The sequence below is a fragment of the Shewanella sp. 8A genome (assembly GCF_023475945.1).
Classification (GTDB): domain Bacteria; phylum Pseudomonadota; class Gammaproteobacteria; order Enterobacterales; family Shewanellaceae; genus Shewanella; species Shewanella xiamenensis.
Genome location: NZ_JAMDJP010000002.1, coordinates 226,999 through 253,948, shown reverse-complemented (window position 1 = coordinate 253,948; position 26,950 = coordinate 226,999). Strand labels below are relative to the sequence as shown.

The 26,950-nt window shown below is 47.5% G+C and carries 28 protein-coding genes; 7 read left to right on the top strand and 21 right to left on the bottom strand.

Annotation, left to right across the window (positions count from 1 at the left end):
• Positions 1-2: 2 nt before the first annotated feature.
• The 9 genes from M0413_RS02645 to M0413_RS02605 form a co-directional block, all read right to left on the bottom strand.
• Complete coding sequence (locus tag M0413_RS02645; RefSeq protein WP_069453690.1) at positions 3-1,016, bottom strand: ArsJ-associated glyceraldehyde-3-phosphate dehydrogenase; 1,014 nt, start codon at positions 1,014-1,016, stop codon at positions 3-5.
• 189 nt (positions 1,017-1,205) lie between these two features.
• A complete protein-coding gene (locus M0413_RS02640) occupies positions 1,206-1,442 on the bottom strand; it encodes a thioredoxin family protein (RefSeq protein ID WP_037413994.1) in 237 nt (78 codons plus the stop codon).
• Positions 1,443-1,451: 9 nt separating this feature from the next.
• Positions 1,452-2,447, bottom strand: a complete 996-nt coding sequence (locus tag M0413_RS02635) for a permease (RefSeq protein ID WP_249553100.1) — start codon at positions 2,445-2,447, stop codon at positions 1,452-1,454.
• Between the two features lie 41 nt (positions 2,448-2,488).
• Entirely contained in the window at positions 2,489-3,508 is a 1,020-nt protein-coding gene (gene arsB, locus M0413_RS02630) for an ACR3 family arsenite efflux transporter (RefSeq protein ID WP_037413989.1), read from the bottom strand.
• Between the two features lie 9 nt (positions 3,509-3,517).
• Positions 3,518-4,036, bottom strand: a complete 519-nt coding sequence (locus tag M0413_RS02625; protein WP_249553099.1) for an arsenate reductase ArsC — start codon at positions 4,034-4,036, stop codon at positions 3,518-3,520.
• Between the two features lie 35 nt (positions 4,037-4,071).
• Positions 4,072-4,416 carry a metalloregulator ArsR/SmtB family transcription factor gene (locus tag M0413_RS02620; protein WP_037413988.1) on the bottom strand — a complete coding sequence of 115 codons (345 nt, stop codon included), beginning with the start codon at positions 4,414-4,416 and terminating at the stop codon, positions 4,072-4,074.
• Positions 4,417-4,710: 294 nt separating this feature from the next.
• A complete protein-coding gene (locus M0413_RS02615) occupies positions 4,711-5,055 on the bottom strand; it encodes a cytochrome c3 family protein (protein WP_037413986.1) in 345 nt (114 codons plus the stop codon).
• A 66-nt stretch (positions 5,056-5,121) separates the two neighbouring features.
• Complete coding sequence (locus tag M0413_RS02610) at positions 5,122-6,792, bottom strand: FAD-binding protein (RefSeq protein ID WP_249553098.1); 1,671 nt, start codon at positions 6,790-6,792, stop codon at positions 5,122-5,124.
• 400 nt (positions 6,793-7,192) lie between these two features.
• The gene (locus tag M0413_RS02605) at positions 7,193-8,455 is read right to left on the bottom strand and encodes an OprD family outer membrane porin (protein ID WP_249553097.1); all 1,263 of its coding nucleotides are present in this window, start codon (positions 8,453-8,455) and stop codon (positions 7,193-7,195) included.
• Positions 8,456-8,707: 252 nt separating this feature from the next.
• Between M0413_RS02605 and M0413_RS02600 the strand changes: the two genes are divergently transcribed.
• Entirely contained in the window at positions 8,708-9,433 is a 726-nt protein-coding gene (locus tag M0413_RS02600) for a FadR/GntR family transcriptional regulator (protein ID WP_088586193.1), read from the top strand.
• A gap of 766 nt (positions 9,434-10,199) precedes the next feature.
• Here the strand turns inward: M0413_RS02600 and M0413_RS02595 are convergent.
• The 4 genes from M0413_RS02595 to M0413_RS02580 form a co-directional block, all read right to left on the bottom strand.
• Positions 10,200-10,526 carry a putative quinol monooxygenase gene (locus tag M0413_RS02595; protein WP_249553096.1) on the bottom strand — a complete coding sequence of 109 codons (327 nt, stop codon included), beginning with the start codon at positions 10,524-10,526 and terminating at the stop codon, positions 10,200-10,202.
• A gap of 43 nt (positions 10,527-10,569) precedes the next feature.
• Positions 10,570-11,043, bottom strand: coding sequence for a GNAT family N-acetyltransferase (locus M0413_RS02590; RefSeq protein WP_249553095.1), 474 nt, complete (start codon positions 11,041-11,043; stop codon positions 10,570-10,572).
• Between the two features lie 124 nt (positions 11,044-11,167).
• On the bottom strand, positions 11,168-12,775 hold the full coding sequence (locus tag M0413_RS02585; protein WP_249553093.1) for a DHA2 family efflux MFS transporter permease subunit: 1,608 nt from the start codon (positions 12,773-12,775) through the stop codon (positions 11,168-11,170).
• A gap of 13 nt (positions 12,776-12,788) precedes the next feature.
• Positions 12,789-13,844 (bottom strand): HlyD family secretion protein, encoded by a 1,056-nt coding sequence (locus M0413_RS02580; RefSeq protein ID WP_249553091.1) that lies wholly within the window; start codon positions 13,842-13,844, stop codon positions 12,789-12,791.
• 97 nt (positions 13,845-13,941) lie between these two features.
• On the opposite strand from M0413_RS02580, the gene M0413_RS02575 reads away from it, so the two are divergent.
• A complete protein-coding gene (locus tag M0413_RS02575) occupies positions 13,942-14,874 on the top strand; it encodes a LysR family transcriptional regulator (protein WP_088586195.1) in 933 nt (310 codons plus the stop codon).
• A 204-nt stretch (positions 14,875-15,078) separates the two neighbouring features.
• Positions 15,079-15,489: a large-conductance mechanosensitive channel protein MscL gene (mscL, locus tag M0413_RS02570; RefSeq protein WP_037413967.1), complete on the top strand. Its 411-nt coding sequence runs from the start codon at positions 15,079-15,081 to the stop codon at positions 15,487-15,489.
• 85 nt (positions 15,490-15,574) lie between these two features.
• Here mscL and M0413_RS02565 read toward each other — a convergent pair whose 3' ends face one another.
• From M0413_RS02565 to M0413_RS02535, 7 genes are all read right to left on the bottom strand, one after another.
• Entirely contained in the window at positions 15,575-15,898 is a 324-nt protein-coding gene (locus M0413_RS02565) for an antibiotic biosynthesis monooxygenase family protein (RefSeq protein ID WP_037413966.1), read from the bottom strand.
• Positions 15,899-16,026: 128 nt separating this feature from the next.
• A complete protein-coding gene (locus tag M0413_RS02560) occupies positions 16,027-19,242 on the bottom strand; it encodes an efflux RND transporter permease subunit (protein WP_249553089.1) in 3,216 nt (1,071 codons plus the stop codon).
• Between the two features lie 47 nt (positions 19,243-19,289).
• Complete coding sequence (locus M0413_RS02555) at positions 19,290-20,594, bottom strand: efflux RND transporter periplasmic adaptor subunit (protein WP_249553087.1); 1,305 nt, start codon at positions 20,592-20,594, stop codon at positions 19,290-19,292.
• Positions 20,594-21,946, bottom strand: a complete 1,353-nt coding sequence (locus M0413_RS02550) for a TolC family protein (RefSeq protein WP_249553085.1) — start codon at positions 21,944-21,946, stop codon at positions 20,594-20,596. The genes M0413_RS02555 and M0413_RS02550 overlap by 1 nt, the downstream gene beginning before the upstream one ends.
• A gap of 222 nt (positions 21,947-22,168) precedes the next feature.
• The gene (locus M0413_RS02545) at positions 22,169-22,618 is read right to left on the bottom strand and encodes a hypothetical protein (RefSeq protein ID WP_037428715.1); all 450 of its coding nucleotides are present in this window, start codon (positions 22,616-22,618) and stop codon (positions 22,169-22,171) included.
• Positions 22,619-22,781: 163 nt separating this feature from the next.
• Complete coding sequence (locus M0413_RS02540) at positions 22,782-22,985, bottom strand: DUF3012 domain-containing protein (RefSeq protein ID WP_249553083.1); 204 nt, start codon at positions 22,983-22,985, stop codon at positions 22,782-22,784.
• Positions 22,986-23,021: 36 nt separating this feature from the next.
• On the bottom strand, positions 23,022-23,387 hold the full coding sequence (locus M0413_RS02535) for a SpoIIAA family protein (protein WP_023268861.1): 366 nt from the start codon (positions 23,385-23,387) through the stop codon (positions 23,022-23,024).
• 149 nt (positions 23,388-23,536) lie between these two features.
• Between M0413_RS02535 and arfB the strand changes: the two genes are divergently transcribed.
• The 4 genes from arfB to M0413_RS02515 all read left to right on the top strand — a co-directional run bounded on the left by arfB (position 23,537) and on the right by M0413_RS02515 (position 25,681).
• The gene (arfB, locus tag M0413_RS02530) at positions 23,537-23,950 is read left to right on the top strand and encodes an alternative ribosome rescue aminoacyl-tRNA hydrolase ArfB (RefSeq protein WP_037413953.1); all 414 of its coding nucleotides are present in this window, start codon (positions 23,537-23,539) and stop codon (positions 23,948-23,950) included.
• Positions 23,951-24,051: 101 nt separating this feature from the next.
• The gene (aroQ, locus tag M0413_RS02525) at positions 24,052-24,486 is read left to right on the top strand and encodes a type II 3-dehydroquinate dehydratase (protein WP_218737523.1); all 435 of its coding nucleotides are present in this window, start codon (positions 24,052-24,054) and stop codon (positions 24,484-24,486) included.
• A 34-nt stretch (positions 24,487-24,520) separates the two neighbouring features.
• The gene (gene accB, locus M0413_RS02520; RefSeq protein WP_099457059.1) at positions 24,521-24,976 is read left to right on the top strand and encodes an acetyl-CoA carboxylase biotin carboxyl carrier protein; all 456 of its coding nucleotides are present in this window, start codon (positions 24,521-24,523) and stop codon (positions 24,974-24,976) included.
• A gap of 27 nt (positions 24,977-25,003) precedes the next feature.
• Positions 25,004-25,681, top strand: a complete 678-nt coding sequence (locus M0413_RS02515; RefSeq protein WP_037413948.1) for an SDR family NAD(P)-dependent oxidoreductase — start codon at positions 25,004-25,006, stop codon at positions 25,679-25,681.
• A 51-nt stretch (positions 25,682-25,732) separates the two neighbouring features.
• On the opposite strand, the gene M0413_RS02510 is transcribed toward M0413_RS02515, so the two are convergent.
• The gene (locus M0413_RS02510) at positions 25,733-26,950 is read right to left on the bottom strand and encodes an MFS transporter (protein ID WP_249553081.1); all 1,218 of its coding nucleotides are present in this window, start codon (positions 26,948-26,950) and stop codon (positions 25,733-25,735) included.

The window sequence follows — 26,950 nt, the reverse complement described above, 5'->3', positions numbered from 1 at the left end:
TCCTAAAGTGGCACATCAAGCTGACCGACTAAACGGGCGAGCTCTGCCGTACGGTTGGCATATCCCCATTCATTGTCGTACCACACGTAGAGTTTTAGCTGAGTACCATTCACCACCATGGTCGAGAGCGCATCGACAATGCTCGAACGCGGATCGGTTTTGTAATCCACCGACACCAGCGGCCGCTCTTCATAGCCTAAAATCCCCTTAAGCTCGCCCTCAGCGGCGGTTTGTAGCAGCGCATTCACTTCTTCTTCGGTCACGCTGCGTTCAAGCTCAAATACACAATCGGTTAGAGAGGCATTGGCGAGCGGCACCCGCACGGCGTGGCCATTTAGCTTGCCCTTAAGCTCAGGGAAAATATGGGTAATCGCCGTCGCGCTGCCAGTGGTGGTTGGGATTAAACTCAAACCACAGGCGCGGGCGCGACGTAAATCTTTATGTGGCGCATCGAGAATGGTTTGAGTGTTAGTAATATCGTGGATAGTCGTCATAGAACCGTGTTTGATGCCGATCTGCTCGTGGATCACTTTCACCACAGGCGCAAGACAATTAGTGGTGCAAGAGGCTGCAGTGACGATTGGGTGCATGGCTGGGTCATATAACTGATGGTTCACGCCCATCACCACATTTAACACGCCCTCTTCTTTTACGGGAGCAGTGACAACCACCCGCTTAACACCTTGATCTAAATAGGCTTGTAATAAGGCTTTGGTTTTCATCACCCCAGAGGCTTCAATCACTACATCGCATCCCGCCCAATCGGTCTCGGCAATCGTTTTATTACGTGTGGTGCGAATGCTTTTATCTTGAATGTGGATCTGATCATTACTCGCCGTCACGGAATAACACCAGCGGCCATGGACAGAATCAAACTCAAGCAAATGGGCTAAGGTGGCCGCATCCCCCGCGGGATCGTTAATCTGCACAAACTCCACCTCATCCCAGTCCCATGCCGCGCGCAGGGCTAAACGCCCCATACGGCCGAAGCCATTAATGCCGATTTTGATTGCCATGATGATATTCCAATATGCTGATTGTGAGTTTTATATTATTAATTTTTAATATGTTATGAGTATTACGGACTTTTTACTTAAGCGATTACATCGCCATTGCCACCCCTAATAGATGACAATGGCGCATCTTGTTAACAACCATTATTGCTAGGCCAAAGCAAGCCTTGATTGGCTAAAATGGGTTCTAATTTACTCCCTTAGCCATCCTTCAATTTCATCTCGGGTCGGTACTGAGCCGCTGTGGATTAACTCACCATCGATCACAACCGCTGGGGTTTTCATTACGTTAAATTTCAATAGGGTTTGCGGATCGGCATCCTTTTTCACAATCACATCTATGCCCATTTCTTCAGATATATCTGCAATCATTTCAGCGGTTTTACTACATTTAGCGCAACCACTACCTAATACTTTGACTTGTTTCATGTTATTTCCTTAAAGATACGGTGCTGCAAAATTAAACATCCAACCTACTAACGTAAATGCCGTTAATAGCACAATCAACAGCAGCGCCAACAGGCGCCACTGCATAACTTGTTTGAGTAAAATAAATTCGGGAAAACTGGCTGCCACAGTGCTCATACAAAATGCTAGCGTAGTGCCAATTGGCAGACCGTTTGCTAGCAAGCTTTCCATGACAGGAATAATGCCTGTCGCATTCGAATAAAGGGGAATGCCGATTAATACAGCCGCGGGCACTGACCACCATTGACCTTGGCCTAAGTGGGTTTCAACCCACCCCTCAGGTACACAACCGTGCAGGGCAGCGCCAAGACCTACGCCGATAATGACCCACTTCCAGACGCGGCCAAAAATATCAATCGCCTCAGCTTTGGCAAATTGATGACGTTCAGAAAAAGAGAGGGCTCGCTGAGTCGTTGAAACAGCATTTGATGCTGTCATCTGACGCCCACGGACGAGGGCTTCGGCGGCGAAGGATTGCAACCAACGCTCAGCCTTCATCGCATCTAGCAATAATCCGCCGAGCATACCCACTGCCATCCCCACAACCACATAGAGCAAGGTAAATTTCCAACCGAGTAAACTCATTAGTAATAGGACAGCAACTTCATTGATCAAAGGTGAAGTGATCAAAAAGGCCATAGTAATCCCAAGGGGAATACCCGCCGAGGTAAAACCTAAAAACACAGGTATGCTAGAGCAAGAACAAAAAGGCGTGATGGCACCAAAAATCGACCCAAGCAAATAACCCACGCCCTTATTCTTACCCGCTAAATAATTGCGGACTCGCTCAACATCTAAGGACGCCCGCAGCAGGGCGATCACATAAATCATCACCACCAGCAATACGAAAATTTTACTGACATCTTCAACAAAAAAATGCACTGCGTCGCCCAAGGCCGAACCCGCATCGAGGCCAAACACGCCAAACACTAGCCAAGTCGCAAAATCAGTAAATATTTGGAACATATCGCTCCTTAAAACAATGCAGACCTACACCCTGCGATTTATTAAGATTGAAACCAGTGCCGAGTGCGATTCGCAAAATACACCAGCGACAACATCACAGGCACCTCAACTAATACCCCAACCACAGTCGCGAGAGCCGCTCCCGAGTGCAGACCAAATAATGAAATAGCCACAGCGACCGCCAGCTCAAAAAAGTTAGAAGAGCCAATCATGCTCGCTGGTGCCGCAATCGCATGGGTAAGTTTTAGTTTTAAGGCTAGCCAATAGGCCAAGATAAAAATGCCATAGCTTTGAATAATCAAAGGGATAGCTATGAGTAGAATATTCTGAGGTTGACTCACAATGGTCTTCGCTTGAAAACCAAATAACAGCACAACCGTCGCGAGTAGCCCAATCACAGACCAAGGTTTGAGTTTAGCCAGTAACTGCGGCACAGCACTCGTATCATGGCGCGTCTCAAGGCGTTTTCGAGTCGCAACACCCGCAATCAAAGGCAATAACACATAGAGGACAACCGAAAGTAACAGGGTTTCCCATGGCACTTGAATATCGCTCACACCGAGTAATAATGCCGAGAGTGGCGCAAATAAAAACACCATAATGATATCGTTAACAGAGACTTGTACTAGCGTATAGTTCGGGTCACCTTTAGTCAGTTGACTCCACACAAACACCATTGCAGTACAAGGCGCCACACCGAGTAATATCATTCCCGCGATATATTCACTGGCGGTTTGCGGATCAACCCAGTCGGCAAATAGCAACTTGAAAAATAACCAGCCTAACAATGCCATAGTAAAAGGTTTAACGAGCCAGTTGATGAAAAGCGTTAACATCAATCCCTTCGGCGCTTTGCCAACATCTTTCACCGCAGAAAAATCAATCTGCACCATCATGGGATAAATCATTACCCAGATAAACAGGGCGATGACTAAATTAACATGGGCATATTCAAGCGCGGCTACAGCAGCAAATACACCGGGGACAACATTCCCCAACACAACCCCAGCAATAATGCTCAGCCCGACCCAAACACTTAAATAACGCTCAAAAATTCCCATATAAACCTCTTAATCGACTAACGGGTGGGCAAGTACAATTTGCTGTAATGCTGCCGATAAAACCCTAGGCTCGGCCTTTAAATCAACACGCAGCAAAGCACCTATCCGTCCCTCTAACAATCTGATTATTTTAAAAAATAAGACATCTTGATCTTCAACGTTCAGCTGGCTTGGATCGGGTAATCCCCAGTGCAATTTCGGGGTATTTCCTAGCCATAAAGGGCAAGTTTCGCCCGCTGCACTATCACAAACGGTGATAACCAGATCCGGCGAGAAGTCAGCTAACGCCTCCCAACTTTTACTGTGAAGGCCTGCGGTTGAATACCCATGTTGCTGAAGATGTTTCAGGGTCATAGGATGGACCTTGCCCGATGGGGCGCTGCCAGCACTCATAAAAGTCAGTGGCAACCCCAATGCCAGTTGCCGAGCAATGGCCTCCGCTAAAATGCTCCGACAAGCATTATGTGTGCACAAAAAAAGCACGTTAAAATCGGGGTTTAGCTCCACATATTGTTCTATAGCCGCCATGACAAACTCCAATCCTGTACGTTTCAAAAGTTATATTAACAACACGCTTTTGCTCGCTCAGGCCGCCCACCCATTTGACAGAGATTACGCAGGTTCTCCTGCAAAAAGATGTCGTTATCATCACAGGTTTGGGCAAGTACCTGCTGGCACCAAGGCGCGATCTCAGTATTAATCCGATAAAACACCCATTGTCCTTGACGTCGATCGACTAACAGCCGGGCTTTTTTTAACTGAGCCAAGTGGCGCGAAACCTTGGGCTGACTTTCAGACAGCGCAGCCATCAGTTCACACACGCATAATTCCCCTTCCCGCTGGATCAGCAGCAGACATTTCAACCGAGTTTCATCGGCAAGCGCCTTAAAAAATGCGACAGGTTGCATGGTTTAGTCCAAAGGTAGATAAAATTACATATGGAATTTAATATATATGAAAAAACATATATGTATAGTTATTTTTGTAGAAACCACTCACTGGCTTAATAAAACAAACCTAAAAATAAATACCTTAACCGTTGAAGATGATGATGTAGGTACGAAAATAACCCATTGGAAAGGCCATTAAAAAATGGTTACTCAGGCATAAAGTCGTGAAACCCGACCAAAAGAAATGCCAGTTAGCATTAACTGGCATTTTCGATTTGCAATACTTTATATCAAGTTAATGCTGATAAGGTTCTAGGGAGTAACCAAATCAAACCTTGGGTGACAACTTACACATAAATTTTCTGACTTTTGGTGTACGTGGTGGCACTTAGCACAATCCGTCTCGGTAGCAAAGTGACGGTTGTTATGGGGGTTAGTCGGTTTCAGGTTTTCAGTTTTTAGCGCCAGCTTTTCAGTGTTATGGCATTGCACACACTTAAGCATAGGCACAGCTTGACGCTCTCCTGTTCCATGGCAACTGTTACATTTAATCCCTTTTGCAGCATGGGTTTGATCGAGTAGAACATTGTCTTTTGCTATCGCACTTGCTGCGAAAATGCCCAAGACAAGAGCCAAAATAATTGTGAGATTTTTCATTTTTAAATTCCATCATTCATGTCACTGGATGCCAACTAAAAGCAGCCGCTATTGATAATTTGGCGTTTAAAGTTTCGCGACGTATTTGCCCGCTAAGTAGCCAAAGGTGTAGCAACGTCCCAGAGACAGACCGAATACTGTTAATGGGTAATCAACACCACCATAGAAGCCCGCACCCAAGTTGCCGACAATAAACAGGCCAGGAATTTCTTTACCATCCGCATCCAGTACTTGATGATTTTCGTTCACCAGAATTCCTGAACATAAGGTTGAAATTCTCATACGACGATGAATGCCGTAAAACGGCGGTTTAAGCACTGGAACCATTTTGCTGGCTGGTTTACCAAAATCTTCGTCTTTACCTTTTTTGCACAATTCGTTGTAACGATTCACGCTTGCGACAAAGGTTTTGGGATCACATTCCAACTTCACAGCTAATTCTTCTAAGGTGTTGGCGGCGTAGGTATTGGTCAAAGAAGGGAATACACCTTTTTTCTCGCCGGGCACTTCAGGCATATAAACCTTAAGCTCCTCTGGAGAATAAAGATGACCAGGCCAATCCTTAGCTTGTGTCATGTAATCCGAATCAAATACCTGAGAGTAATGTCCCGCGTTATACTCATCTTTCAGGTAGTTATTCATTAATGACATTTCAACTGTTTCATTAACGAAGCGTTCGCCTTTACGGTTAACGGCTAAGAAAGGCATATCGCACATTGAAGCAGGACCCGCGTCGAAGTCATGCAACATTTTGGTATGACCAACAGGTTCAATAACCCCACCGGCCCAATACACCATGGCAAAGCCATCACCGGTACGGTCCATTTGTTTGCGTTCAAAGTTTTTCAGATCTGGAATAAAGAAATCACACATGGCCTTGTTATTTTGGTAATCACCAGAAGACAGGATGACCCCTTTCTTCGCCATGTATTTGTGGTACTTACCATCACGAGTTTGAGCAATAACACCGATCACTTTGCCTGATTCGTCTTGGATCAGTTGTTGTGCAGGAGTGTTAAAGAAGAATTTTACACCTGCCTTTTCCGCTGTTTTTGCCAGTGCACGAATACCATCACCGGTTGTGTAGGGTTTAGGGCCACAGAATGAGGTCACAAAATTTAAACGATCAGATTGGTCCGCAATACCACGAATACCATGTTGTACCTTGGTACCCTGATCGACCACTTGGCCACCACTTTGTTTCATTCGATCAATCACCCAAGTGACTGCTTCACCGGAGTTGTAAGCCCATTGTCTTAATAAACCAGGATGCGAGCGGTGAGCATTATCAGCCATCAAACGGCTTACTAACGCCTCAATAGCCGCTTTATCACTGTTTTTAAGATCGATACCAGCACCAGTGTTTCCCTGTGAAACAGGAATGGCTTGTTTTTGTAAACAGGCAACTGTGGCGCCATTTTCTCTGGCAGATAATGCAGCTGGAACACCAGAAGCTCCGGCACCAACAACAACAACAACGTCAAAGGTTTGAGTCGTTGCGATATCTTTATCTGCGATCGGTTTAGGTTTAGGTAAAAAACTTAAGGCAGCACCGCCAATCTCGGCACATTCAGCACCCACTTGCAGTGGTGCAGCACTGGCAGACCCCATTCCTAAAGAGGCAAAAGCTAAACCACCACTGCCCATTGCCGCTCGAGTCAGAAAACTTCTTCGAGAGATCCCGTTTTGAAGCACACTCGCTGTGTATTGATCAATTTCTTTCGATTTATTACTCATTTGATACTCCTTTGCCCTCATTACGAGTGGTATTGCACTCACAATGGTGCTGGGTCTATTCGTGCCCAGATTTTTTACGTGTATTTAGAAGCTAAAAACCGCTGCGTTGACTTAAGAACACCCAATCAATCGACAATTAAATGTATGACATATGACAATACATAAAAAGAGGTATTAGCAACATCTTTGCAGTACTTCACAAAATATTTAATTTATGGAAAAACTAACCTTATTTAATAAGCAACTTCAGACTATTTTCAAACTCACCATTTAATAGATAAATACTCTAATTTTAATTATCTAATTAAAAAGTAATTTAAAATTCATTTCACAAGAAAAAATAGGTATACCCAAAACAATGGTATACCCTTAAAAAGTTGCAGGGGAGCAGTTTTCAGTACTAATGACCTAAAGTAAATTTATAGTTAATATAGAACCGAACATCATTGAAATTCTCACCTTGATCAAAATCAATAGTGGCATAACGAGCTTTTAACCCTAAACCGGAAAGTGCTCCAGAGAATTTATAACTAATTGAATAGTTCATTTCGCTAAAATCACTACCAGCATTTTCTGGCACATCATATTGACCATAATATGCATAGGCCTCTAATCCATTAAGGCCGAGTTTCTCAAAATCATAGGCTAGTTTTAATGCATTGACTTCTTCATCAGCACGCGCAGATTGATATACCTGTTGAATAACCACTTTTTCATCTCCCCATGGAGTGAGCACAGTGTCATCACCAGTTTTAGCATATAGATAAGTGATATCAGCACCAGCAAACTTGGCACCGAGATGGAAACCATATTGATATGTGTCTAGTGGGCCGCCAGTTTCATCACCCGTTGCTTTCTGAGTTAAGTAAGATGGAGTGAGATAAAAATTAACTGCACTGATGTCAGTGGAAAATTTTACTTTTGCATAGGTTTGATTAAAAACATCTTCCATGCGGTAATGCCAAAGATTAACCTCGGTTTTGACCGCTTCGAAAAGTAACTGATATTTAGCACCCAGAGCATAAACAGGGTTATCTGCCACCTCAGTAATCACACCCGCTCTGGCTAGCTCACTTTGTACAGCTTCTTTAACCGATATGAAGCTGTTATCAGACCATCCCATTGAATCCGTAATATACAATGCGGAAAGAGTGAGATTATTTACGCTATTATTTTCAACAGAAAAACCACGAAAGGTTCTTGGAATGGCTCTAATATCGTGAGGATTCATCATCGGAGTTCTTAATTCTTGAGCTCCAAGTTTAAATTTAGTATTCCACCAATCACCTTGAATAAAATATTCTTGTAATCGATTGACACTATCATGGTCGCCATTTTCATCTCGAGCAACCAAACCATAAACACTATCAGAATCATTAGTCCAAATAGGATTAGCAGAGGCAAAGCTAGTACCAAAACTAATTCCGTTAACTTTAGCAGTATTATAATAAAACAGCCCACCTAATGACGTATCATGTTTTTTATTCGTTGCGCCATCATAATCACGCGTAAAATCAAATAACCGCAATTCTCCTTTAACCGTTCCGTCGCTAAACATTTTATCAATCGTTGTATCTGCGAACGCAGATACAGAAAGAGCAGACAGCACAAAAAAAGATAGGCTTTTCATTTTCATCATCATCTTCCTGTTATTAGTTGACATGTTTGCCATGCCTATACTGGTTAAGAAACAGACTCCAAACCACTTTGGAGAAATGTATGACGTATAACCTTACTTAACAATGAAGACTGAACAAATATGAGAAACTAGTTGCGAAATTTATAGAGATGTTACTTCGATCAACAAAAATGAATGTTTTTTAATCACTAATATAGGAAATGCGAGAGTACATTTTCTGCCTCAAAAGTACTTTTATGTTAAGATGGCGGAACTAAGCATATTGAGGGCAAACTAGTGCATAACTTCAAGCCAATTAAGCAGATAAAAGCATCTAGTGAAGTTGGACAACAGCTAAAAAATGCTATTTTAGGTGGCGATTATAAAGCTGGTGATAAACTACCATCCGAACGCGAACTCATAGAATTATTCCAAGTGAGTCGAACCGTTGTCAGGGAAGCCATTAAGAGCCTTGAAGCGAGCGGCTTGGTAGAAATTCGCCAAGGTGCAACGGGTGGCGCATTTGTTAAACATCTGACATTTGAGCGTTTAAGTGATGCCTGCCATGACATGTTTATGATGGGAAAGTTATCACTCCCCGAATTATGCCAAGCGCGCATTTTGATTGAACCTCAAGTCACCAGAATGGCAGCTAAAAATTGCACACCAGCACAAGCAATTGCGCTGCATGAAGCATTGCGACATGAAAATGACTCGTACGCATATCCCGAGACTGTCGCTTTACGCTCTGAAGTGCATTATTTATTAGCAGAAATGTCAGGCAACCGTTTCTTAGAGGCAATTGTAAAATCACTATTGATTTTACTTAAAAATCAAACAATAAAGTTTGAGCCACCAACGGATGAAATCCATCCCTTAGGCTTACACGATGTTATCGTTCAAGCCGTTATCGAAAAAGATGAAGCCAAAGCCGAAGCCGCCATGTTGGCACATTTAGAAGACTTTAATCGTCGTTTGAAAGAAATCGAATTAAGGTATATCAAGCGGCAAAATAACGCTTAGTACTGCCCGCGATAAATTTTGGCATTACAGTTTGATAAGCCTACTTACTGTAATGCCAAATTCTTCCATTACAACTCTTGACGACTGATTGAATCAACTCAATATCAGTATTATCTAATAAGTTAAGCTCAATTCTCTGCACCATACTCTTAAACATCAACCATACAAAAAATTAAACAATTGATTTTTAATAAATAAAGCTGGTTAATGTGTCAGGTTTTGCCATTTCCTTTGAGCGATTAACCGCGGCATTACACCTTTAAATAAAAACACCCGATGGGGTTCATCAGGTGTTTTAGGAGTCAATCAGTAGCTGCTGATGGCAAACCAGACCGTCGCACAAATTTGATCTAATTGATTGCAGATTTAGCTGAATTGAGAATGCTTATAACCCAAAGCTTCAGGATGTTATTTTTTGCAACGTCCAATATTGGAACCAATAGATGCAACTTTGTCACACTCCTTGGCAGCTTTCTTTTCAGCAGTATTTGTAACTTTCGAGTTAGAGTTAGTATCAGCATTTGTCGATGCACAACCGCTCAAACCGAGAAATACGAGGGGAATAAGGCTCAGTGTCCATGTTTTTAGCATTGTATACATCCGTGAGTTAATTAGTGTTTAACATTTTGTTGCGATAATGAATATCGAAGACAGTAAGCTAACCAATAAAATCTCCTGATACAATGCTATAAACTACAAAGACAATGTAAATTAATACATTCTACTGACGACATAAGGTTTATTAAGCGATAACACGGTAAAACACTTAGACGATGACCTGATGATAGGTTTCGACTTGGAACGACTCAACCAACTCAGGCATCACTTGGTGGAAATAATGTTGAATAGCCTCTTTAGCGCAGTGCTGATCGAAGGCAGTAATATCAACAAACTTCTCCACAAAGGTCACGCGGCGCGGTTCATCACGGCTGACGTTGAGCTCATACCGAATACAACCGGCTTCACGGCGGGTATCGGGGATCAGCGAGGCGAGCGCAGCAATCAAGTCCTCGGTTTTGCCTTCTTTCGCTAAAAAGCTCGCGACGCAAACGAGTTGTTGTTGATTGATTTTATAGTCCGCAACAGTGGTCATTTGATTTCCTTAATAAGAGTAAATTCAGCTAGTTAAAATCAGATTACTTAGGCTGGTAGCGCATATCAATATGGGGAATGCCATCTTCCAAATACATTTCAGAACAGACGTTAAACCCGAGTTTCTGGTAGAAGTTTTTCAGATAATCCTGAGCACCAATTTGGATCCCCGCCTTGGGCCAAGTACTGAGTGCAGATTCGATCGCCCGCTGCATCAACGGCATTGCCAATCCTTTACCTCGTCCAGCAGATGACACCACCACTCGGCCAATGCTGGCCTCGGGATAACTCAGCCCCGGAGGCAAAATACGGGCATAGGTGAGTAACTCGCCCGCAGGTGATAGGCCAATTAAATGCTGGGTTTCAGGGTGTCTATCTTTATCATCAAGCTCTGGATAAGCACAGGCCTGCTCGACCACAAACACATCGACTCGCAGTTTAAGGATTTCATATAAGGTGTTGGCAGTTAATTGATTAAATTTAAGAATTTGCCACTCAACTGAATCTTGTATCGACATAAAAAGGCTCTGCGTACGACAGGAAAAGAGCTCGAGTCTATCACAGCTCAGCGCATAAAAAAGCGCCTTAATTCTGGGGGGAATTAAGACGCAAGGGTTACGCATTGCGAAAACTGACTCAGTGTTATTCGATAACCGCATCGTGGGCGACTGGGCCTTGTGGTTTACGGATAAGCAGCACAGCCACCACGGCAATTAACAACAGGGCCCCCATAATCAAAAACACATCGTTATAGGCTTGAATATAGGCCTGCTGACTCATGGTTTGCCCTAACAATGCCTTGGCCTGCATAGAGGCGGTATAGGGATCCGAGCCACCCTGTTGCAACATACTGGCACTCTGATTCAAATAGTCCTGCACCTGTGTGCTAACCGCTGGCAAAGATTCCTTCACATGGGCCAAATGGCCGCGAGCCAAGTTATCGGTTAAAGTCGCCACCAAGGCGATACCAAAGGCCCCACCTAAGTTACGCATCACGTTCAGTACGGTCGAAGCCGAAGGATTCTCATGGGGCTTTAAATGCGCAGTCGCGAGCATTCCGATAGGCACTAAGATAAAGGGCTGGCCTAAGGCGCGCACCACTTGGGAGGCTATCATCTGCTGCCCAGCGTAATCTGCGGTCATTTGGCTATTCATGTAATAACTTAGGGCAAACATAAAAAAGCCGAAGGCGGCTAAGTAACGCCCGTCGAAACGTTGCATTAAACGTGGCACTAAGGGCAAAACTAACAACTGCGGGAATCCCATCCACATAATCACCTCACCAATTTCCAGTGGTGTGTAATCATGCACTTGAGACAAATAAAGTGGGATCAAATAGATCGCGCCAAAGAGCGCCATCCCCAGTAAAAAATACGCCACGGTTGAAAGCACAAAATCACGTTTACCGAGTAAGCGTAAATTCACTAAAGGATCTTTACGGTTGAGTTGGATCCACACAAACAGCACTAAATTCACCGCGGCAATGATGGCGAGATTGCGGATCAAATCCGAGCCAAACCAATCCTTACGGTTTCCCTCCTCAAGCACCACCTCGAGGCAACCCATGCCCAGCGCCATGGTGACAATGCCTGCTAAGTCGGCATTTTTCAGCTTGTCCCACACCACAGGGCGTTTTTCGAGACCATAGGCCAACATCGCCATAACCAGCAATCCTGGCGGTACGTTGATATAAAACAGGTAATGCCAACTAAAATGCTCAGTTAACCAACCACCTAAGGTTGGGCCAATCGAGGGCGCAAACGTCGCAGTCACCCCGAATAACGCCATCCCCACGGCACGTTTATTCTCGGGTAAAAATTCTAAGATCAGCCGAAAAGCCAGCGGGATCAACGCGCCACCAAAGAAGCCCTGCAACGCCCGAAAGGCGATCATGGCCTCGAGGTTCCACGAAATCGAACACAGGATAGAAGCAAAGATAAAGGCTGCGGTGGTCCACAGCAGATAACGCCTGACCGAGAGCCCAGTGCTTAACCAGCCCGAGAGCGGAATCGCAATCATCTCGGCAACCAGATAAGCCGTTGAAATCCAACTGCCTTCCTCAAGCGTTGCCCCAAGGCTGCCTTGAATCTCCTTCATCGAGGCATTGGTGATTTGAATATCGAGGATCGCCATAAAGGCGCCAATCAAACCACCAAAAACGGCAATCCACGAACGGCGACTACCACGCTCATATTCGCTCGGCGTAGCCCCCGCGGCGATAGCCTCAGGTGCAGCAGCAATTGTGCTCATGTTAACGACCTACTTAGCGACCGACGTTTGCAGCGATAGCTGTCGTCGGATGCGACGCAGTATCGACCTTCACCACCGCACTTAACCCAGGGACGACACGCGCCTCTTCTTCTGAGAGCTCTAAACGGATCCGCACCGGAATACGCTGCACGATTTTGGTGAAGTTACCCGTGGCATTTTCGGCGGGCAGCAGACTAAATTTGGCTCCGGACGCCGGCGACAGACTATCGATAACACCTGTAAAGGTTTTGTCGGGAAACGCATCGAGACTGACCTGCACCGACTGCCCGGGTTGCATATGTTGGATTTGGGTTTCTTTAAAGTTCGCCGAGATCCACACAGCCCCGTCCGGAACCAAACTAAAGAGTGCTTGGCCGGGCTGCACATACTGCCCCACCATCGCGCCGCGTTTACCAATCACCCCAGAGAAGGGCGCGGTCACACGGGTATCATTGAGCTGAATGTTAGCTAGCTCCAATGCCGCATTCGACTGCTCAACCACAGAGCTAGCTTGATTAAGCTGAGCATTAAACACAGCAAGCTCACGTTCTTTAGCCACTAACAGCGCCTTGGCTTCATCGAGGCGCGCAGCAGCAGAATCAAAACCCGCCTGTAATTGGTCGACATCGTCCTGTGAGCTGTAATTGCTGACTTTTAACTTTTTCGCTCGGCTTAATTGTTGCTCGGCACGAATTTTATCAGCCTGCGCCGCCACCACACCCGCACTCGCTTGGCTGATCAGCGCATGTTGCAGATCCACCTTAGCGGCTAAGGTTTGTAGATCGGCTTTGGCACTGGCAAGTGCAGCCTCAGCTTGGCTGACTTTGGCGCTAAACTGGTTATCTTCAAGTTGCGCCAATAACTCGCCCTTACGCACATGCTGGTTATCGGTCACATCGGATAACACCACATAACCTGGCACTTTTACGCTCACATGGGAGATATCGGCCTCAACATAAGCATTATCAGTGGTTTCGATAAAACGTACTTGCGTCCACCAGTAATAGCCGCCACCCGCAGCGGCGGCGAGTAATAGTGGAACGGCGATAATGAGCTTACTTTTGGACATGAATGACTCCTTGATTAGTGAGTACTAGTGTACTACTGTCTCATCAAGTTTATTAGGTAGTTAAAAATCAACCCACTGTTTCACAGGTGTAACAATCATGGATCTCAATCGGGTGCAAATATTTGCTCAAGTGGTAGAGCAAGGTAGTTTTACCGGGGCAGCTAAAGCCCTCGGACTCACTAAGGCAACAGTCAGTCGCAAAATTGCCGAACTAGAAGCCGATACGGGTACTCAGCTATTATTCCGAACGACTCGCGCACTCAAACTCACAGAAGCGGGTTCAAGTTATTACAATCGAATCAATAAGATCTTAAGTGATCTTCAAAGCGCCGAAAATCAGCTCAGTGCCCACCAGCAATTAATCAAAGGTAACCTAAGAATCGTATGCCCTATTGAATTAGGCCAACTGTTTCTTGGGCCGATCTTCGCCCAGTTTTTAACCCTTTATCCCGATATCACCATAGAAGCCGAGCTCACTAACCGTAAAGTGGATGTGATAGAAGAAGGTGTGGATCTGCTATTCCAAATCGCCGACTCGAGTGATACCCGCCTACAAAGTTATTCCTTAGTTAACGCCTATAAATCCTTAATGGCCAGTCCTAAATATTTGGCTGAACATGGCACGCCAAAAGTGCCACAGGATTTGGCTAAACATAAAGCGATTCGTTTACAGTCGGCCCATATTGAAGGGGCATGGAAGCTATTTGATGGTAAAACTTGGGTAGTCATTGAGCCCGTCACGCAATTAACAGTGAATAATGTCACCATTGCCCGCGAAGCTGCCATTGCAGGGCTTGGCATTACGGCCGTGCCGTCGATTATTGCCCAAGAGGCGATAGAGAAAGGCTATTTAGTGCGACTCCTTGACGATTATCCTATGGTGCAAACCAAGGTGGTACTCAGCTATCCCAAGCGAGCCTATCTGCCGCGCAAATACCGCGTTTTTATCGAGTTTATCTACGCCTCTTTGTTTAAACGCTGGGGATCACAAGTATTAGAAGTGCCAGAATTTATCGGTCAGCAAAAATAGACCCATTCACACAGAAATTAACAACTGTAACCTTGAGAGTGTGAAATCTGCCAGTGCAGGATAAATCCTTAATCTCAGAATTGCCTTAATCCTTAAGCCCCTATAAGCTTGGCAAGGTAACAGGCAGCAAAAGACCCTAAGGTTTTCCTGATACAGTTAATACAATAAAATTTAACATTTAATCATATTTTCGGAGGAAACCTAATGAGCTTACTTAAAGAGTTCAAGGCTTTTGCATCCCGTGGCAATGTAATCGATATGGCGGTGGGTATTATCATCGGTGCCGCTTTTGGCAAGATAGTCTCATCCTTTGTGGCCGATATCATTATGCCGCCGATTGGGATCATTTTAGGGGGGGTGAATTTTAGTGATCTGAGCGTTGTGCTCCTCGCTGCCCAAGGTGATGCGCCAGCGGTTGTCATCGCTTACGGTAAATTCATCCAAACCGTTATCGACTTTACCATTATCGCCTTCGCGATTTTTATGGGCTTAAAAGCCATTAACAGCTTAAAACGTAAACAAGAAGAAGCGCCTTCTGCTCCGCCCGCACCAACCAAAGATCAAGAACTACTATCTGAGATCCGCGATCTGCTTAAAGCTCAACAGGAAAAATAAGCCTCAAAAGTCACTTAGGCAGAGTATTGAACATAAAAAACCCATCGATTTCGATGGGTTTTGTTTTTAACCTGTCAGGTATCGATTACTCTGCGGCTTCGTGCACGGTTTCGCTATAATCTTGCACCACTTCGGCGACACGGATGCGATAAGCGTTAAACAAACAAGGCACTATGCCAGTCTGCTCGGCAATGCTGTGGGCCATTTGATTACGCCATTGGGTAATAGAAGCCATATCATCCCAAAACGATAAGCTCAGCACCTTACCATCGTCGGTTAAGCTCTGAAAACGTTCAATCGAAATTAATCCCTTGCGGCCTTCTAAATACTGGCGCATTTCAGCGGCCACATGCAGATACTCTTCCTTTCCTTCTTTCGTGGGAACGACTTCAAAAATGACTGCGATCATACTCTCTCCAGAGATACTTATCCTTAATACCACCGCTAAGCCTAGCCTATATCACACACTATAGCTCGCTGATTTTTAAACTTTAACATTGAGACTTGCCACAAAATCATGCCAAGACTCAGCCACAACTAGTCAGGCAATTTATCGTGTCGATATAACCAGCGGTATAAGGTCGGTAATACCAATAATGTCAACGCCGTTGAGCTAAACAAACCGCCAATGATCACCACCGCTAGCGGCTTTTGGATTTCACTGCCAACGCCCGATGACACTAAGATCGGAATTAACCCTAAGGCAGAGGTTAATGCCGTCATCAATACTGGTCGTAAGCGGCCCACAGTGCCTTCATAAACCGATTCATAGAGCGACTCGCCGCTCTGCCTGCGTTGGTTTATCGAATCCACTAATACCACTCCGTTGAGCACAGCCACCCCAAACAGCGTGATAAAGCCAATGGAGCTTGGCACCGACAGATAAGTACCACTAACAAACAACGCCACAATACCGCCGATGAGTGCTAGCGGCACGTTCGCCATAATCAGTAATACCTGCTTAACCGCGCCGAAGGAGAAGTACAACAGCAAGGCAATCAAGGCGATTGAGACTGGCACTACCAACATCAGCTTTTGCTGTGCCCGCTGCTGATTTTCATACTGACCACCCACAATCACAGTATATCCAGCAGGTAGATCGGCCTTTGGCACCAGCGCGTAAATATCATTTACCACAGAGCCCATGTCGCGCCCTGCCACGTTCGCTTGCACCACCACTCGGCGCTGCACATCGTCACGGCGAATATTCGGCGGCGCCATTTCCACTGCAACGCTGGCCACCTCACCTAAGCGCACAATTGCGCCATTGCTGCCACTCAAGAGCAAATCCTTAATCACATCTGGACTGCTGCGAAACTCGGCGGCAAGGCGTAAATTAATGTCGTATCTGGCGTTACCATCGATCACTTGCCCAGCGCTGGCGCCACCAATACCTTGACTGACGAGTGTCATCACCTGATCGACACTGATGCCATAACGGGCAAGCTGCGAACGGTCTGGCCGTACTACCAGCTGCGCCTCACCACTCACCTGTTCGAGGGACACGTCCACAGCACCAGGGATTTTCGCCACCAGATCGGTCAGCACTTGGCCCTTTTCAGATAAGACTTCTAAATCGGGACCAAAGAGTTTAATCGCTAACTGAGCCTTAACCCCCGAAAGCAGCTCATCGACCCGCGTTGCAATTGGTTGTGAGAAGGTGAGTAGCAGCCCAGGGAAGACACTGAGCTTTTCCTCCATCAGCCGTTGCAACTCCAAACGCGAACTGGCCGATTGCCATTCTTCTATTGGTTTTAGGCCGATATAGACTTCAATATTGCTGACAGGCTCAGGATCGCCGCCTAATTCGGGCGCACCGATTCGGCTTAAGGCATACTCCACCTCGGGGAATTCCAGCAGCAAAGCCTCAAGCTTAGGTGCGACATCCAAAGAGGTGCCAAGGCTGGCGGTGGGTGCTAACGTGACCCTCAGGTTAATCGTGCCTTCCTCTAACTCGGGCACAAACTCGGTGCCGAGTCTAGGCAGCAATGCCATGCTCATGACAAACATCAGCGCCGCACTGAGTACCACCATTTTAGGACGCGCTAGCGTTGCACTGAGCAGTTTGCGATATGCGCTATCCAGCGGCCTTAAGATCACACTTTCTTTGAGCACAACTCCACGTTTAAACAGATATACTGCTAAGGCTGGCACCGCAATTAATGCCACCAGCAAGGCGGAAATCATCGCCAAAATAATGCTGACGGCCATAGGTTGGAACAGCTTGCCCTCAACCCCTTCCAGCGCAAATAGCGGCGCAAACACCACAATGATGATGGCGGTCGCGAAGAAGATAGGACTGCACACTTCTTTCGCCGCCAGCATAATGCGCACGGCCATATTCCCCTGATGTTCGTCATCAGCGTTAACACCCCCATCCTCATCACCATGGTACGGGTCAGTTTCACCATCGGCACGCGCCCTTGCCTCAGCTAAATGACGGCGATCCGGTTGGGTTAAATGTTTGAAAATATTCTCAACCATCACCACTGAGCCATCGACCAACATACCAATGGCTACCGCCAAACCACCAAGGGACATCAAGTTGGCTGAAAGGCCATAGTAAGACATCACCATCAGCGCCAAACCAATGGATACAGGGATAGACAGCAACACCAACAGGGTGGCGCGGATATTCACAAGGAACAGCGCTAAGATAACCACAATAAACACAAAAGCCATCAGCAGCGCATCGCGCACTGTGGTAACGGCTTTATCCACTAAGTCTGCTTGGTCGTAAAACACCTCAAAGGACACGCCCTTGGGCAACGCCTGCTCAATCAGATTAATCCGCGCATCAATATCATCAATCGTCGCCTTAGTGTTAGCACCCATCCGTTTAAGCACTACGCCCGCCACCACTTCGCCCAAGGCTTGCGCCTGCCCCGCCTCATCACGGCGCGTCATCGTCACAGCGCCTACGCGGATCTCACTGCCAAAATCGACCTTAGCAATATCCCCCACTCGCACAGGCGTGCCACGTACTTCAGTGAGTGGAATTTGAGCAATCGAGGCAAGCCCAGCCTCTCCGGCGGGCAACATACCATAGCCTCGAACCACTAATTGCTCTTGGCCTTGGTCCATAAACCAGCCACCAGCATTACGGTTATTGCTTTCGAGCGCCTCACTCACCTGCGCCATCGACAAGCCATAAGCACGCAACTTATTAGGGTCGACCTGCACTTGATATTGGCGAACTTCGCCGCCAAAAGATAACACATCGGTCACGCCGCCAACGGGCATCAAGATAAGTTTGACGAGGTAGTCGTTAAGACTACGCAGCTCGGCGGCATTGATGCCTGCACTTGGATCTGCCCGCAAAATATATTGATAAATCTGCCCCAATCCAGAGGTGTTAGGGCCAATTTCTGGCACACCCACCCCGCTTGGGATCATCTCCCGCGCCGCCTGTAACTGCTCAAACACTTGCTGTCGGGCAAAGTAAATATCCGTGCCCTCAGCAAAAACGACCGTCACAATAGACAAGCCAGTGCGCGATAACGAACGCACTTCAGTCACCGCAGGCAAAGCATACATGGCCGATTCGACCGGATAACTGATGAGTTTCTCTACCTCTTCGGCGGCCAAGCCCTCGGCCTCGGTATTGATGGTCACCTGTACGTTGGTGACATCGGGAAAGGCATCGAGATTCAATTTGGGCAACATGGCCACACTGGCAGCGACCGCCGCCAGCAGCGCCAACACCACTAATAGCCGATTTTTAATCGCGGCTTCGATTGCTTTTTGCAACATAAGAATTCCTTAAGCGAGAATCATAGGCACAGTGATAGGCATCGCGATTAGTGGGCATGAATATCAAAACCAGCTTTCGCCTGCTCCGATGCCAAGAAAAATGCCCCTGCAACTACCACCTTTAATTGTGCCTGCCGTGCTTTATCCAGCTCACTGCCGCGCACTAAACTCAAGCCGCGCTGACGCTGCACCAGCTCCACCTCAATGGCTTCAAAACCATCCTCATCCTGAATAAAAATCTGCCAATCGCCATCACTGCTACGGGTTAACGCTGCATCGGGTAATACAATTCCCGATGAAATACCTGATCCGCTACTCGCCGCGGCCATGTTTTGAGAAGCATCGGCAAAGTAAAGCTCGGCAAATTGCCCTGCGTGCAACACATGATCAGGATTAGGCATACTGACTAACACTTGCTCAGTACGTGTCACGCTATCCAGCTCGTGGGAGCGGCCGATAATCTTACCTGCTAAGGTTTTATCTCCCACCTGAATCAGCGCAGGGGCACCCACCTTCACATTGACTGCCTGCGCAGGCGTTAGCTGAGCCTCAACCCAAAGGTGCGACTCATCGGTCAATTGCATTAATGGCGTGCCAGCGCTAAACACTTGCCCCAGCATGGCGATATCTTGCTGCACACGGCCGTCGATAGGCGCCAGTAATTGATAACTGCCAATGGCTTCAGGCGTTGATTCCAGTGCACGAATTTGCGCGGGCGTCATCTTAATGGCCTCTAAAATAGCCCGTTTAAGTTCGGCATCCACCTGCGCCTGCATTCTGCGACTCACACTCACAGCGCCTTCACTCATGCGGCGCACGCGGCTCCACTCGGCGGCCGCATTGATATATTCCGCCTGCGCCTTGGCGACTTCAGCGCCGCCTAAGGTGAGTAAGGGCTCACCTTTTTTCACCTCTTGGCCGGGAACCACATGGCGCGCTTGTACGCGAACATCGAGCTGTGGCGCTAAGGTCGCGGTTTTATCACGGTCAACCACTAAAGAAGCCGTTGCTCGAACATCGAGGTTTAAATTGGCAAGACTTAAGCTATCGCTGCTCAAGGGTAACAAACGAATTCCCGCCAGCTCCAACTGCGCCGGCGTAAAGGTTAACGCTTGCTCACCATGGTCATCCGGTGCTTGCTCGGCAGCGGTACTCTTCACTGCGGTGTTAACTTGTTTTTCGCCAGCATGATTATGGCCGTCACCAGCAAATGCTGACGTTGGCGTAATCACGGTTAACGAGGTAAGCATCAGTGCCAACGCTAAACGTGATGGCGTAAGCACCGATATGAAACCTGCGGCAGACACATTGGCGAAAGAGTGAAAAACAGATTTAGGAAAAGTTGAATTCATTAGTGTGACCTCACGATTGACTTGGCTGGCACGGCGTTAGTGGGAGAAGTGGCTGTTAACGAATCGATAAAGGGCAGCAGTTGACCGCTGTCCCCCATCCAGGTTAACCAGCTCTGATAAATCGCCGTTTCGAGGTTTAAACCGACCAAATAACTGGCCGCAAGTTGTCGCCGACTCTGTAAATACTCACTGGTGCTCACATCGCCCGAGCGCCACTGTTCACTTAAGGATTTAGCGGCTTTACTCCCCGAGGCTGCGACTCGCTCACGCCAATCTTGGTAACGCGCCAGTAAACGGGGTAAGGCATTGTTAAATTGCGCCTGTTTAGCAGTAAGTACTCGCTCACGGGCTAAGTAGGACTGCTCTGCGATAGCGATGCCCTTATCTGCAACCGACTGTAACTCACTGTAGTTATTACGAACCTGCAGGGGGATAGCCACACCGACGCCAAACTTGTTGTCAGAGCCTTCCCGTTCGAGACCAAGGTTGATGGTGGGATCCGCCGCTGTATCAGCCTTAACCTTCATGGCATTGGCCTTGGCCAATAACACCTGCTGATGGGCACTGGTCAATGCGGGTAATTCCGCTTTCGGGGCAATCATCGACACAAATTGGCCAATGTCAGAGATGAACTCCCTAAACTTGAGCTTATCAACCCCAAGTAACTCAATCACTTTACCTTCGGCGACTAAGGCCGCTTGTTCGGCTAGAGCATAGTCGGCGGTATTGCTTGCCAGTTCGAGTTTAAGCAGTTGCAACTCAACATCAGACAAATCTCCAGCGGCAAAGCGCTGCTCGGCAATATTGAGCTGTGCCTGAGTAAATCTTAATTGCTGCTCTGCAAAAGTAAGCGCCTTGTGGCTTTGCGACTGCTCGGCCAGCGCTAATAGACGCTCGGCCAACATCTGACTGCGTTCTAACTGTATATCCGCTAACAGGATCTGCGCCTCAAGCTGGGCAAGGCGGGTTGCTACGCCACGCTTATCGCCCCAATCGATGGTTTGGCTCAGCCCTAGGCTGTAGGTATCTGTGTCGGCGTTTTGATAATTGAGTCCAAGTTCAGGGTTATAGACGGCGCGATCCGCCGCGGCAATCACCAGCTCAGCCTGTTGCTGCCGAGCAATTTGCGCCTGCACCTCTGGCAACTGGTTAATTTGCTTGAGTAACTCTGGCAACCACTGATTCAGCGAGGTTTGAGTTTCTTGGCTTAATAGTTCGCCTTGCGCTACTGCATCTAGCTCTTTGACGTCTAGGCTTGAGCTTGCTGCAACAGCGTAGTTCACCTGTCCACCAACGAGCACTAGCGTACTCAACAGGCCAAACAAGGTCTGGGCGATAATGGTTTTCTTCATCGCAATTCCTAACAATATCTAAATAGGATTGGCCCCACGCTATCGACGTGCGGATACCAATCGAATGCTCCCCAGAGGCAAAATGTCGAATAAGCTCAAAGCGCTAGCGCGAGCCAAACACGTTCGAGGTTAATAAAACCTTTGCTTTGGGGATAAATTAAGGGCTTATTGCGGCGCGCCCGAACAATAGATACGCAACCAGAAATAAGCAGATATTGAGAGTTAAGCGATGGGTGGGCGGTACTTAGGTAATTGATCTGGAGGGAAATAGGCTAAATCCGTTGGCATGTAAGCCGTTTCGAATGCCGTTAGGGTTTGGCTTTCAAAATGAGATAGTAACGCCACATGGCCGCCATGGCATTGGCAATCAAGGCAAAGGTCAAAGTTTTGAATTTCAGTGGTTTGCACTAAATGAGAGTGGCTACTAGCACTGGCAGTCGATACGCCCGCATTGAATGCGGCTTCACCAAACTGCTCGGTGCTGAATCCGGGAGTCTGCTCATTGGGGCACACACAATCCACACATTGAGCTAAGGTGGTCACAGGAGCACTAAATTGTAGGTGGGGATGATTCTCGGCTTCTTCAACGCCATTGCCCGCATGTAACTGATGGGCACCCAAATTCGCGCCCGCAAATTGCAGCACGATAATGGCTATCAGTAGGGTCACCATTCGGCTAAAGAATGGCTTAGCGGTCGAAATCAAATATCACCTTTGGACGATTTAGTCATAATTCAGCAATAGCTTGTGCAAACTTAAGACAAGGATTTTAAGCATAAGTTCACAGCTTGCAAGGATTAATCTGTCAAGCTGTGACACTATTCGCTTGAAAAACTTACTTAAACACGCAGTGTTTGGCGTAATCGGCCGCTTCGTTCGCAGTCCAATCACCTTTAGGTTTTTCCTTCATTTGCTTACACCAAGCATCACTACCTACCTCTGGCGCACAGGCACTTAAGCCTGCGGTAAAGGCCAACACTAGGGCGATAGCGCATAATTTAGCGGTCGGTTTGGCAGTCATAGTTTCCAACAAAGACATAGTTAATTCCCTATAAGTTATACCCACCATGGGTCATTAAAAAGTTGAACGTTTAGCGATCCACGCAATGGCTTTGGCTTTCTGCTCCAAGGGGAACCAAGCCACTTCGCCCTGCATAAAGGGGCCGAGTAAGCGCACAGCATTACCCACCCAATCTGGGCCGCCAACAAATACTAAAGCTTCAAAATTAGGAAGTTGGACTTCACCACTGCCCGTTAGCGACTCAAATTCCCAACCTTCGAGTAAGACATCCGCCTCGATATACAGGCAAACCTGTCCCCAATCCTTGCGGTAACTCTTAATGGCCGGTTGTAAGCGGGTACGATAATCGGTTGAAGAGAGTCGACCACTGGCGAAAAGACTGATAACACCCTTAGCAATATCGGGGATTTGGCATAACATAAAGGCACTCCGAAACGAGAACACTATTTTGCGAACGGGCAACCACGCCTGCCCTGCAAGAATGCGCCCGATGATAACAAATCTATTGAAAAGCCATAAGCAGTTATTGCTCGCTTCTCAAAGCAATTGGACAAAACCCTAAGTCTGCCATGATAAAAATCTCAAACCGTGTGGAACTTCCGGAAAATGAAATCGAGTGGCAATTTATCCGCTCAAGCGGCGCTGGCGGGCAGAATGTCAATAAAGTCTCCACCGCCGCCCAATTGATTTTTGATATCAGAAACTCGTCATTACCCGAGTTTTATCAGCAGCGCCTGCTGCAAAAAGCCGATCATCGGATTACCGCCAGCGGCAAAATCATTATCAAATGTCAGGCGAGCCGCAGCCAAGAGGCGAATCGGCAAACCGCATTGGAACAATTTATCGCCCTAGTTGCCAGCGTAGCCGAAGTGCCCAAAAAACGCATTCCCACCCGTGCGACCAAAAGCAGCCAAACCAAACGCTTAGACACCAAAAAACAACGTGGTGCCACTAAGGCTATGCGCCAGATTAAGTTGGATTAACCCAGCTTGCACAGTAACGACATTCATAATGCAAAATCCGCCCGAACAGGTTAAGTTAATGGCATTCAACCCGTTAAGGCATGTAGTAAAAGGAAAGCGTAATGAATCATAAAGTTCTGCTCATCAATGGCCCCAATTTGAATCTCCTTGGCCGCCGCGAACCCAGTGTTTACGGTCATCAAACCTTAGCCAATATCGTTGCCATTTTGAGTGAACAAGCTCAAGCAGCAGGTGTTGAACTTGAGCATATTCAATCGAATGCCGAATTTGAACTGATCAACGCGATCCATGCTACCGATGCGCAGATGATTATTATCAACCCCGCAGCCTTTACCCATACCAGCGTGGCCCTGCGTGACGCACTGCTTGGGGTAGATATTCCTTTTTATGAAGTGCACTTATCTAATGTCCATGCCCGCGAGCCCTTCCGCCACCATTCCTATTTGTCCGATAAGGCCATTGGGGTGATTTGTGGTTTCGGTGCCCAAGGCTATGAGTTTGCCCTCGCGGCGGCGATTAAAAGATTAAAGGCATAAACGCGATAAGCGTGAGCACAGGGAGCCACAAGCCATGGCCGTTGACCTTCGGAAGATCAAAAAACTGATTGAATTAGTGCAGGAATCTGGGATTGCAGAACTGGCGATTACCGAAGGGGAAGAGTCTATTCGCATCACCCGCTACGGCCCACATACAGTAAGCACACTCGAAGGCGCGCATAATCCTCCGCCTTCCACTGCATCAAGCCCAAAGCTGGCGAAAGCCCGTGACGCCCTGCCTGTGATTGAAGGTTTTGTGCAAGTATCGCCCATGGTGGGCACCTTCCATACTTCGCAAGGCCAAACCGAGGCGCCCTTGGTGCGCATCGGTCAACGGGTAGCTCGCGGCGACACACTTTGCATTATCGAAGCCATGCGAATGCAAAATCCCATCGAGGCCGAGCGTGACGGTATAGTCGGCGCTATTTGGGTGAAAGACGGAGATGAGGTCGCCTTCGACCAGCCGCTGTTCACTCTGATCGAAACCTAGACTTCGAAATAGAATTTAGAGGTAAAGATGATACTGATTACTGGCGCAAGCAGTGGCTTAGGCGCAGCATTAGCCGCCCTGTATGCCAAGGATAACCAAGCACTTACACTGACGGGACGCGATGCCAACCGTCTGCATACCGTGGCCAATGCCCTCAGCCCATTTTCGAATCAAAGCATTAGCGCCATCAGTGCCAATTTAGCAGACGAAGCGAGTGTCGAAGCGCTATTCGATGGCCTTACCGATGCCCCCGACACGGTTATCCACTGCGCTGGCAGTGGTTACTTTGGCGCACTGGAAACCCAAGGTGCGAGCGAAATCCAAGCGCTGCTGAATAACAATGTCACCTCAACGATTCTGCTGGTGCGTGAATTGGTGAAACGCTATAAGCAGCAAGCGGTTAAGGTGGTGATCGTTATGTCCACCGCCGCCCTCGCCGCCAAAGCGGGAGAGTCGACTTACTGCGCCGCCAAGTGGGCGGTGCGGGGCTTTATCGAATCGGTACGTTTGGAGCTCAAGCAAAGTCCAATGAAGTTGATTGCGGTTTATCCCGGCGGTATGGATACCGGCTTTTGGCCAAGCAGTGGTAAGAGTCTAGATACCTCAAGCTTTATGTCCGCCGATGAGGCCGCAGGCATGCTAAAACAAGCGCTACTCGCCACTGAGCACGGTTACATCGCCGATATCACCATACAAAGAGGTTAAGAAGTTTACTTAAAAGCGGCGCAGAGATGGATCTGCGCCGTCATGGTCAGCTTAATCAATGCAGTTTGCAGTACAAAGATTATCAGCGCGGCGGCTCTCCCTGTGGGTTAACCACCACATGACTAAACCGCCAAGGGATAAAAGTGCTGCGGCATAGCCAGTCGCGGCAATACCTTGGCCTGATAAGATCACTAAGCTGCCAACCCAAGGGCCAATGGCATTAGCAAGGTTAAAGGCGCATTGTACTAAAGCGCCCGTCATGGCTTGCCCATCGGGAGCCACATCCATTAATCGCGCCTGTACGATGGTTGCTAGACCAATCCCCGAACCCACAAAGAATACAATTGGTATTAATGCCCAATAAGATCCCGTCAAACTTGGATACAGCGCCAATACTAAGGTGCTTAACACCAGCGACCAAAATGCCGCCGCCAGCGCCGACTTATCCGCCGCCCAGCCACAGACTAAAGTGCCTAAGGTGGCACCAATCCCAAAGACCGCCATCATCACCGGGATTTTAAAGGGCTCGACTTGGGTAACTTGGATCAAGGTCTCGGCCAGATAGGTATACACACAGAAAATCCCACCAAAACCGATAGCCGCAATGCCGAGCGTGAGCCAAACTTCACGGTTCTTAAGGGTTTGCAGTTCTTTTTTCGGACTGGCATTTTGCGGTACGGCGACATTCGGGGCGAGAAAATACAGCATCACGGCAGTAACGGTGGCAATAATCGCCACTATGCCGATACCAGAGCGCCAACCGACGGTTTGCCCCATCCAAGTCGCGAAGGGCACGCCAACGATAGTGGCCAAGGTTAAGCCGATAATCACCCGAGAAACTGCCCGCGCTTTCATCTCCGGGGGCACTAAGGACGCCGCCAGTAACATAGCCACCCCAAAGTAAGCCCCATGGGGCAAGCCGCTTAAAAAACGGAAAAAGACTAACCAATTCAAGCTGGGCGCCAAGGCACTTAAACCATTGGCAACCGCCATCATGGCGGCCAAGGCGATTAACAGGGTGCGCCGCTTAATCCTCACCCCTAGCACCATAATGATGGGCGATCCCACCACCACCCCAAGGGCATAGGCACTGATGGCATAACTCACATGGGCGACATCGACACTTAAATCGCTGGCGATATAAGGCACTAAGGTCATGGCGGCAAATTCTGTGGTGCCTAGGGCAAAAGTGCCTAATGCCAAGGCTAACAACACCCAAAGCGCGCTGCTTTGGGCTGGGGGTTGAGAGTTGGGTTGAACTGCTTGCAA

Bases quoted from the DNA above. Each gene is read 5' to 3' on its own strand.
- M0413_RS02645 (WP_069453690.1), bottom strand. From the start codon at position 1,016: ATGGCAATCAAAATCGGCATTAATGGCTTCGGCCGTATGGGGCGTTTA.
- M0413_RS02640 (WP_037413994.1), bottom strand. From the start codon at position 1,442: ATGAAACAAGTCAAAGTATTAGGTAGTGGTTGCGCTAAATGTAGTAAA.
- M0413_RS02635 (WP_249553100.1), bottom strand. From the start codon at position 2,447: ATGTTCCAAATATTTACTGATTTTGCGACTTGGCTAGTGTTTGGCGTG.
- arsB (WP_037413989.1), bottom strand. From the start codon at position 3,508: ATGGGAATTTTTGAGCGTTATTTAAGTGTTTGGGTCGGGCTGAGCATT.
- M0413_RS02625 (WP_249553099.1), bottom strand. From the start codon at position 4,036: ATGGCGGCTATAGAACAATATGTGGAGCTAAACCCCGATTTTAACGTG.
- M0413_RS02620 (WP_037413988.1), bottom strand. From the start codon at position 4,416: ATGCAACCTGTCGCATTTTTTAAGGCGCTTGCCGATGAAACTCGGTTG.
- M0413_RS02615 (WP_037413986.1), bottom strand. From the start codon at position 5,055: ATGAAAAATCTCACAATTATTTTGGCTCTTGTCTTGGGCATTTTCGCA.
- M0413_RS02610 (WP_249553098.1), bottom strand. From the start codon at position 6,792: ATGAGTAATAAATCGAAAGAAATTGATCAATACACAGCGAGTGTGCTT.
- M0413_RS02605 (WP_249553097.1), bottom strand. From the start codon at position 8,455: ATGTCAACTAATAACAGGAAGATGATGATGAAAATGAAAAGCCTATCT.
- M0413_RS02595 (WP_249553096.1), bottom strand. From the start codon at position 10,526: ATGACCACTGTTGCGGACTATAAAATCAATCAACAACAACTCGTTTGC.
- M0413_RS02590 (WP_249553095.1), bottom strand. From the start codon at position 11,043: ATGTCGATACAAGATTCAGTTGAGTGGCAAATTCTTAAATTTAATCAA.
- M0413_RS02585 (WP_249553093.1), bottom strand. From the start codon at position 12,775: ATGAGCACAATTGCTGCTGCACCTGAGGCTATCGCCGCGGGGGCTACG.
- M0413_RS02580 (WP_249553091.1), bottom strand. From the start codon at position 13,844: ATGTCCAAAAGTAAGCTCATTATCGCCGTTCCACTATTACTCGCCGCC.
- M0413_RS02575 (WP_088586195.1), top strand. From the start codon at position 13,942: ATGGATCTCAATCGGGTGCAAATATTTGCTCAAGTGGTAGAGCAAGGT.
- mscL (WP_037413967.1), top strand. From the start codon at position 15,079: ATGAGCTTACTTAAAGAGTTCAAGGCTTTTGCATCCCGTGGCAATGTA.
- M0413_RS02565 (WP_037413966.1), bottom strand. From the start codon at position 15,898: ATGATCGCAGTCATTTTTGAAGTCGTTCCCACGAAAGAAGGAAAGGAA.
- M0413_RS02560 (WP_249553089.1), bottom strand. From the start codon at position 19,242: ATGTTGCAAAAAGCAATCGAAGCCGCGATTAAAAATCGGCTATTAGTG.
- M0413_RS02555 (WP_249553087.1), bottom strand. From the start codon at position 20,594: ATGAATTCAACTTTTCCTAAATCTGTTTTTCACTCTTTCGCCAATGTG.
- M0413_RS02550 (WP_249553085.1), bottom strand. From the start codon at position 21,946: ATGAAGAAAACCATTATCGCCCAGACCTTGTTTGGCCTGTTGAGTACG.
- M0413_RS02545 (WP_037428715.1), bottom strand. From the start codon at position 22,618: ATGGTGACCCTACTGATAGCCATTATCGTGCTGCAATTTGCGGGCGCG.
- M0413_RS02540 (WP_249553083.1), bottom strand. From the start codon at position 22,985: ATGTCTTTGTTGGAAACTATGACTGCCAAACCGACCGCTAAATTATGC.
- M0413_RS02535 (WP_023268861.1), bottom strand. From the start codon at position 23,387: ATGTTATGCCAAATCCCCGATATTGCTAAGGGTGTTATCAGTCTTTTC.
- arfB (WP_037413953.1), top strand. From the start codon at position 23,537: ATGATAAAAATCTCAAACCGTGTGGAACTTCCGGAAAATGAAATCGAG.
- aroQ (WP_218737523.1), top strand. From the start codon at position 24,052: ATGAATCATAAAGTTCTGCTCATCAATGGCCCCAATTTGAATCTCCTT.
- accB (WP_099457059.1), top strand. From the start codon at position 24,521: ATGGCCGTTGACCTTCGGAAGATCAAAAAACTGATTGAATTAGTGCAG.
- M0413_RS02515 (WP_037413948.1), top strand. From the start codon at position 25,004: ATGATACTGATTACTGGCGCAAGCAGTGGCTTAGGCGCAGCATTAGCC.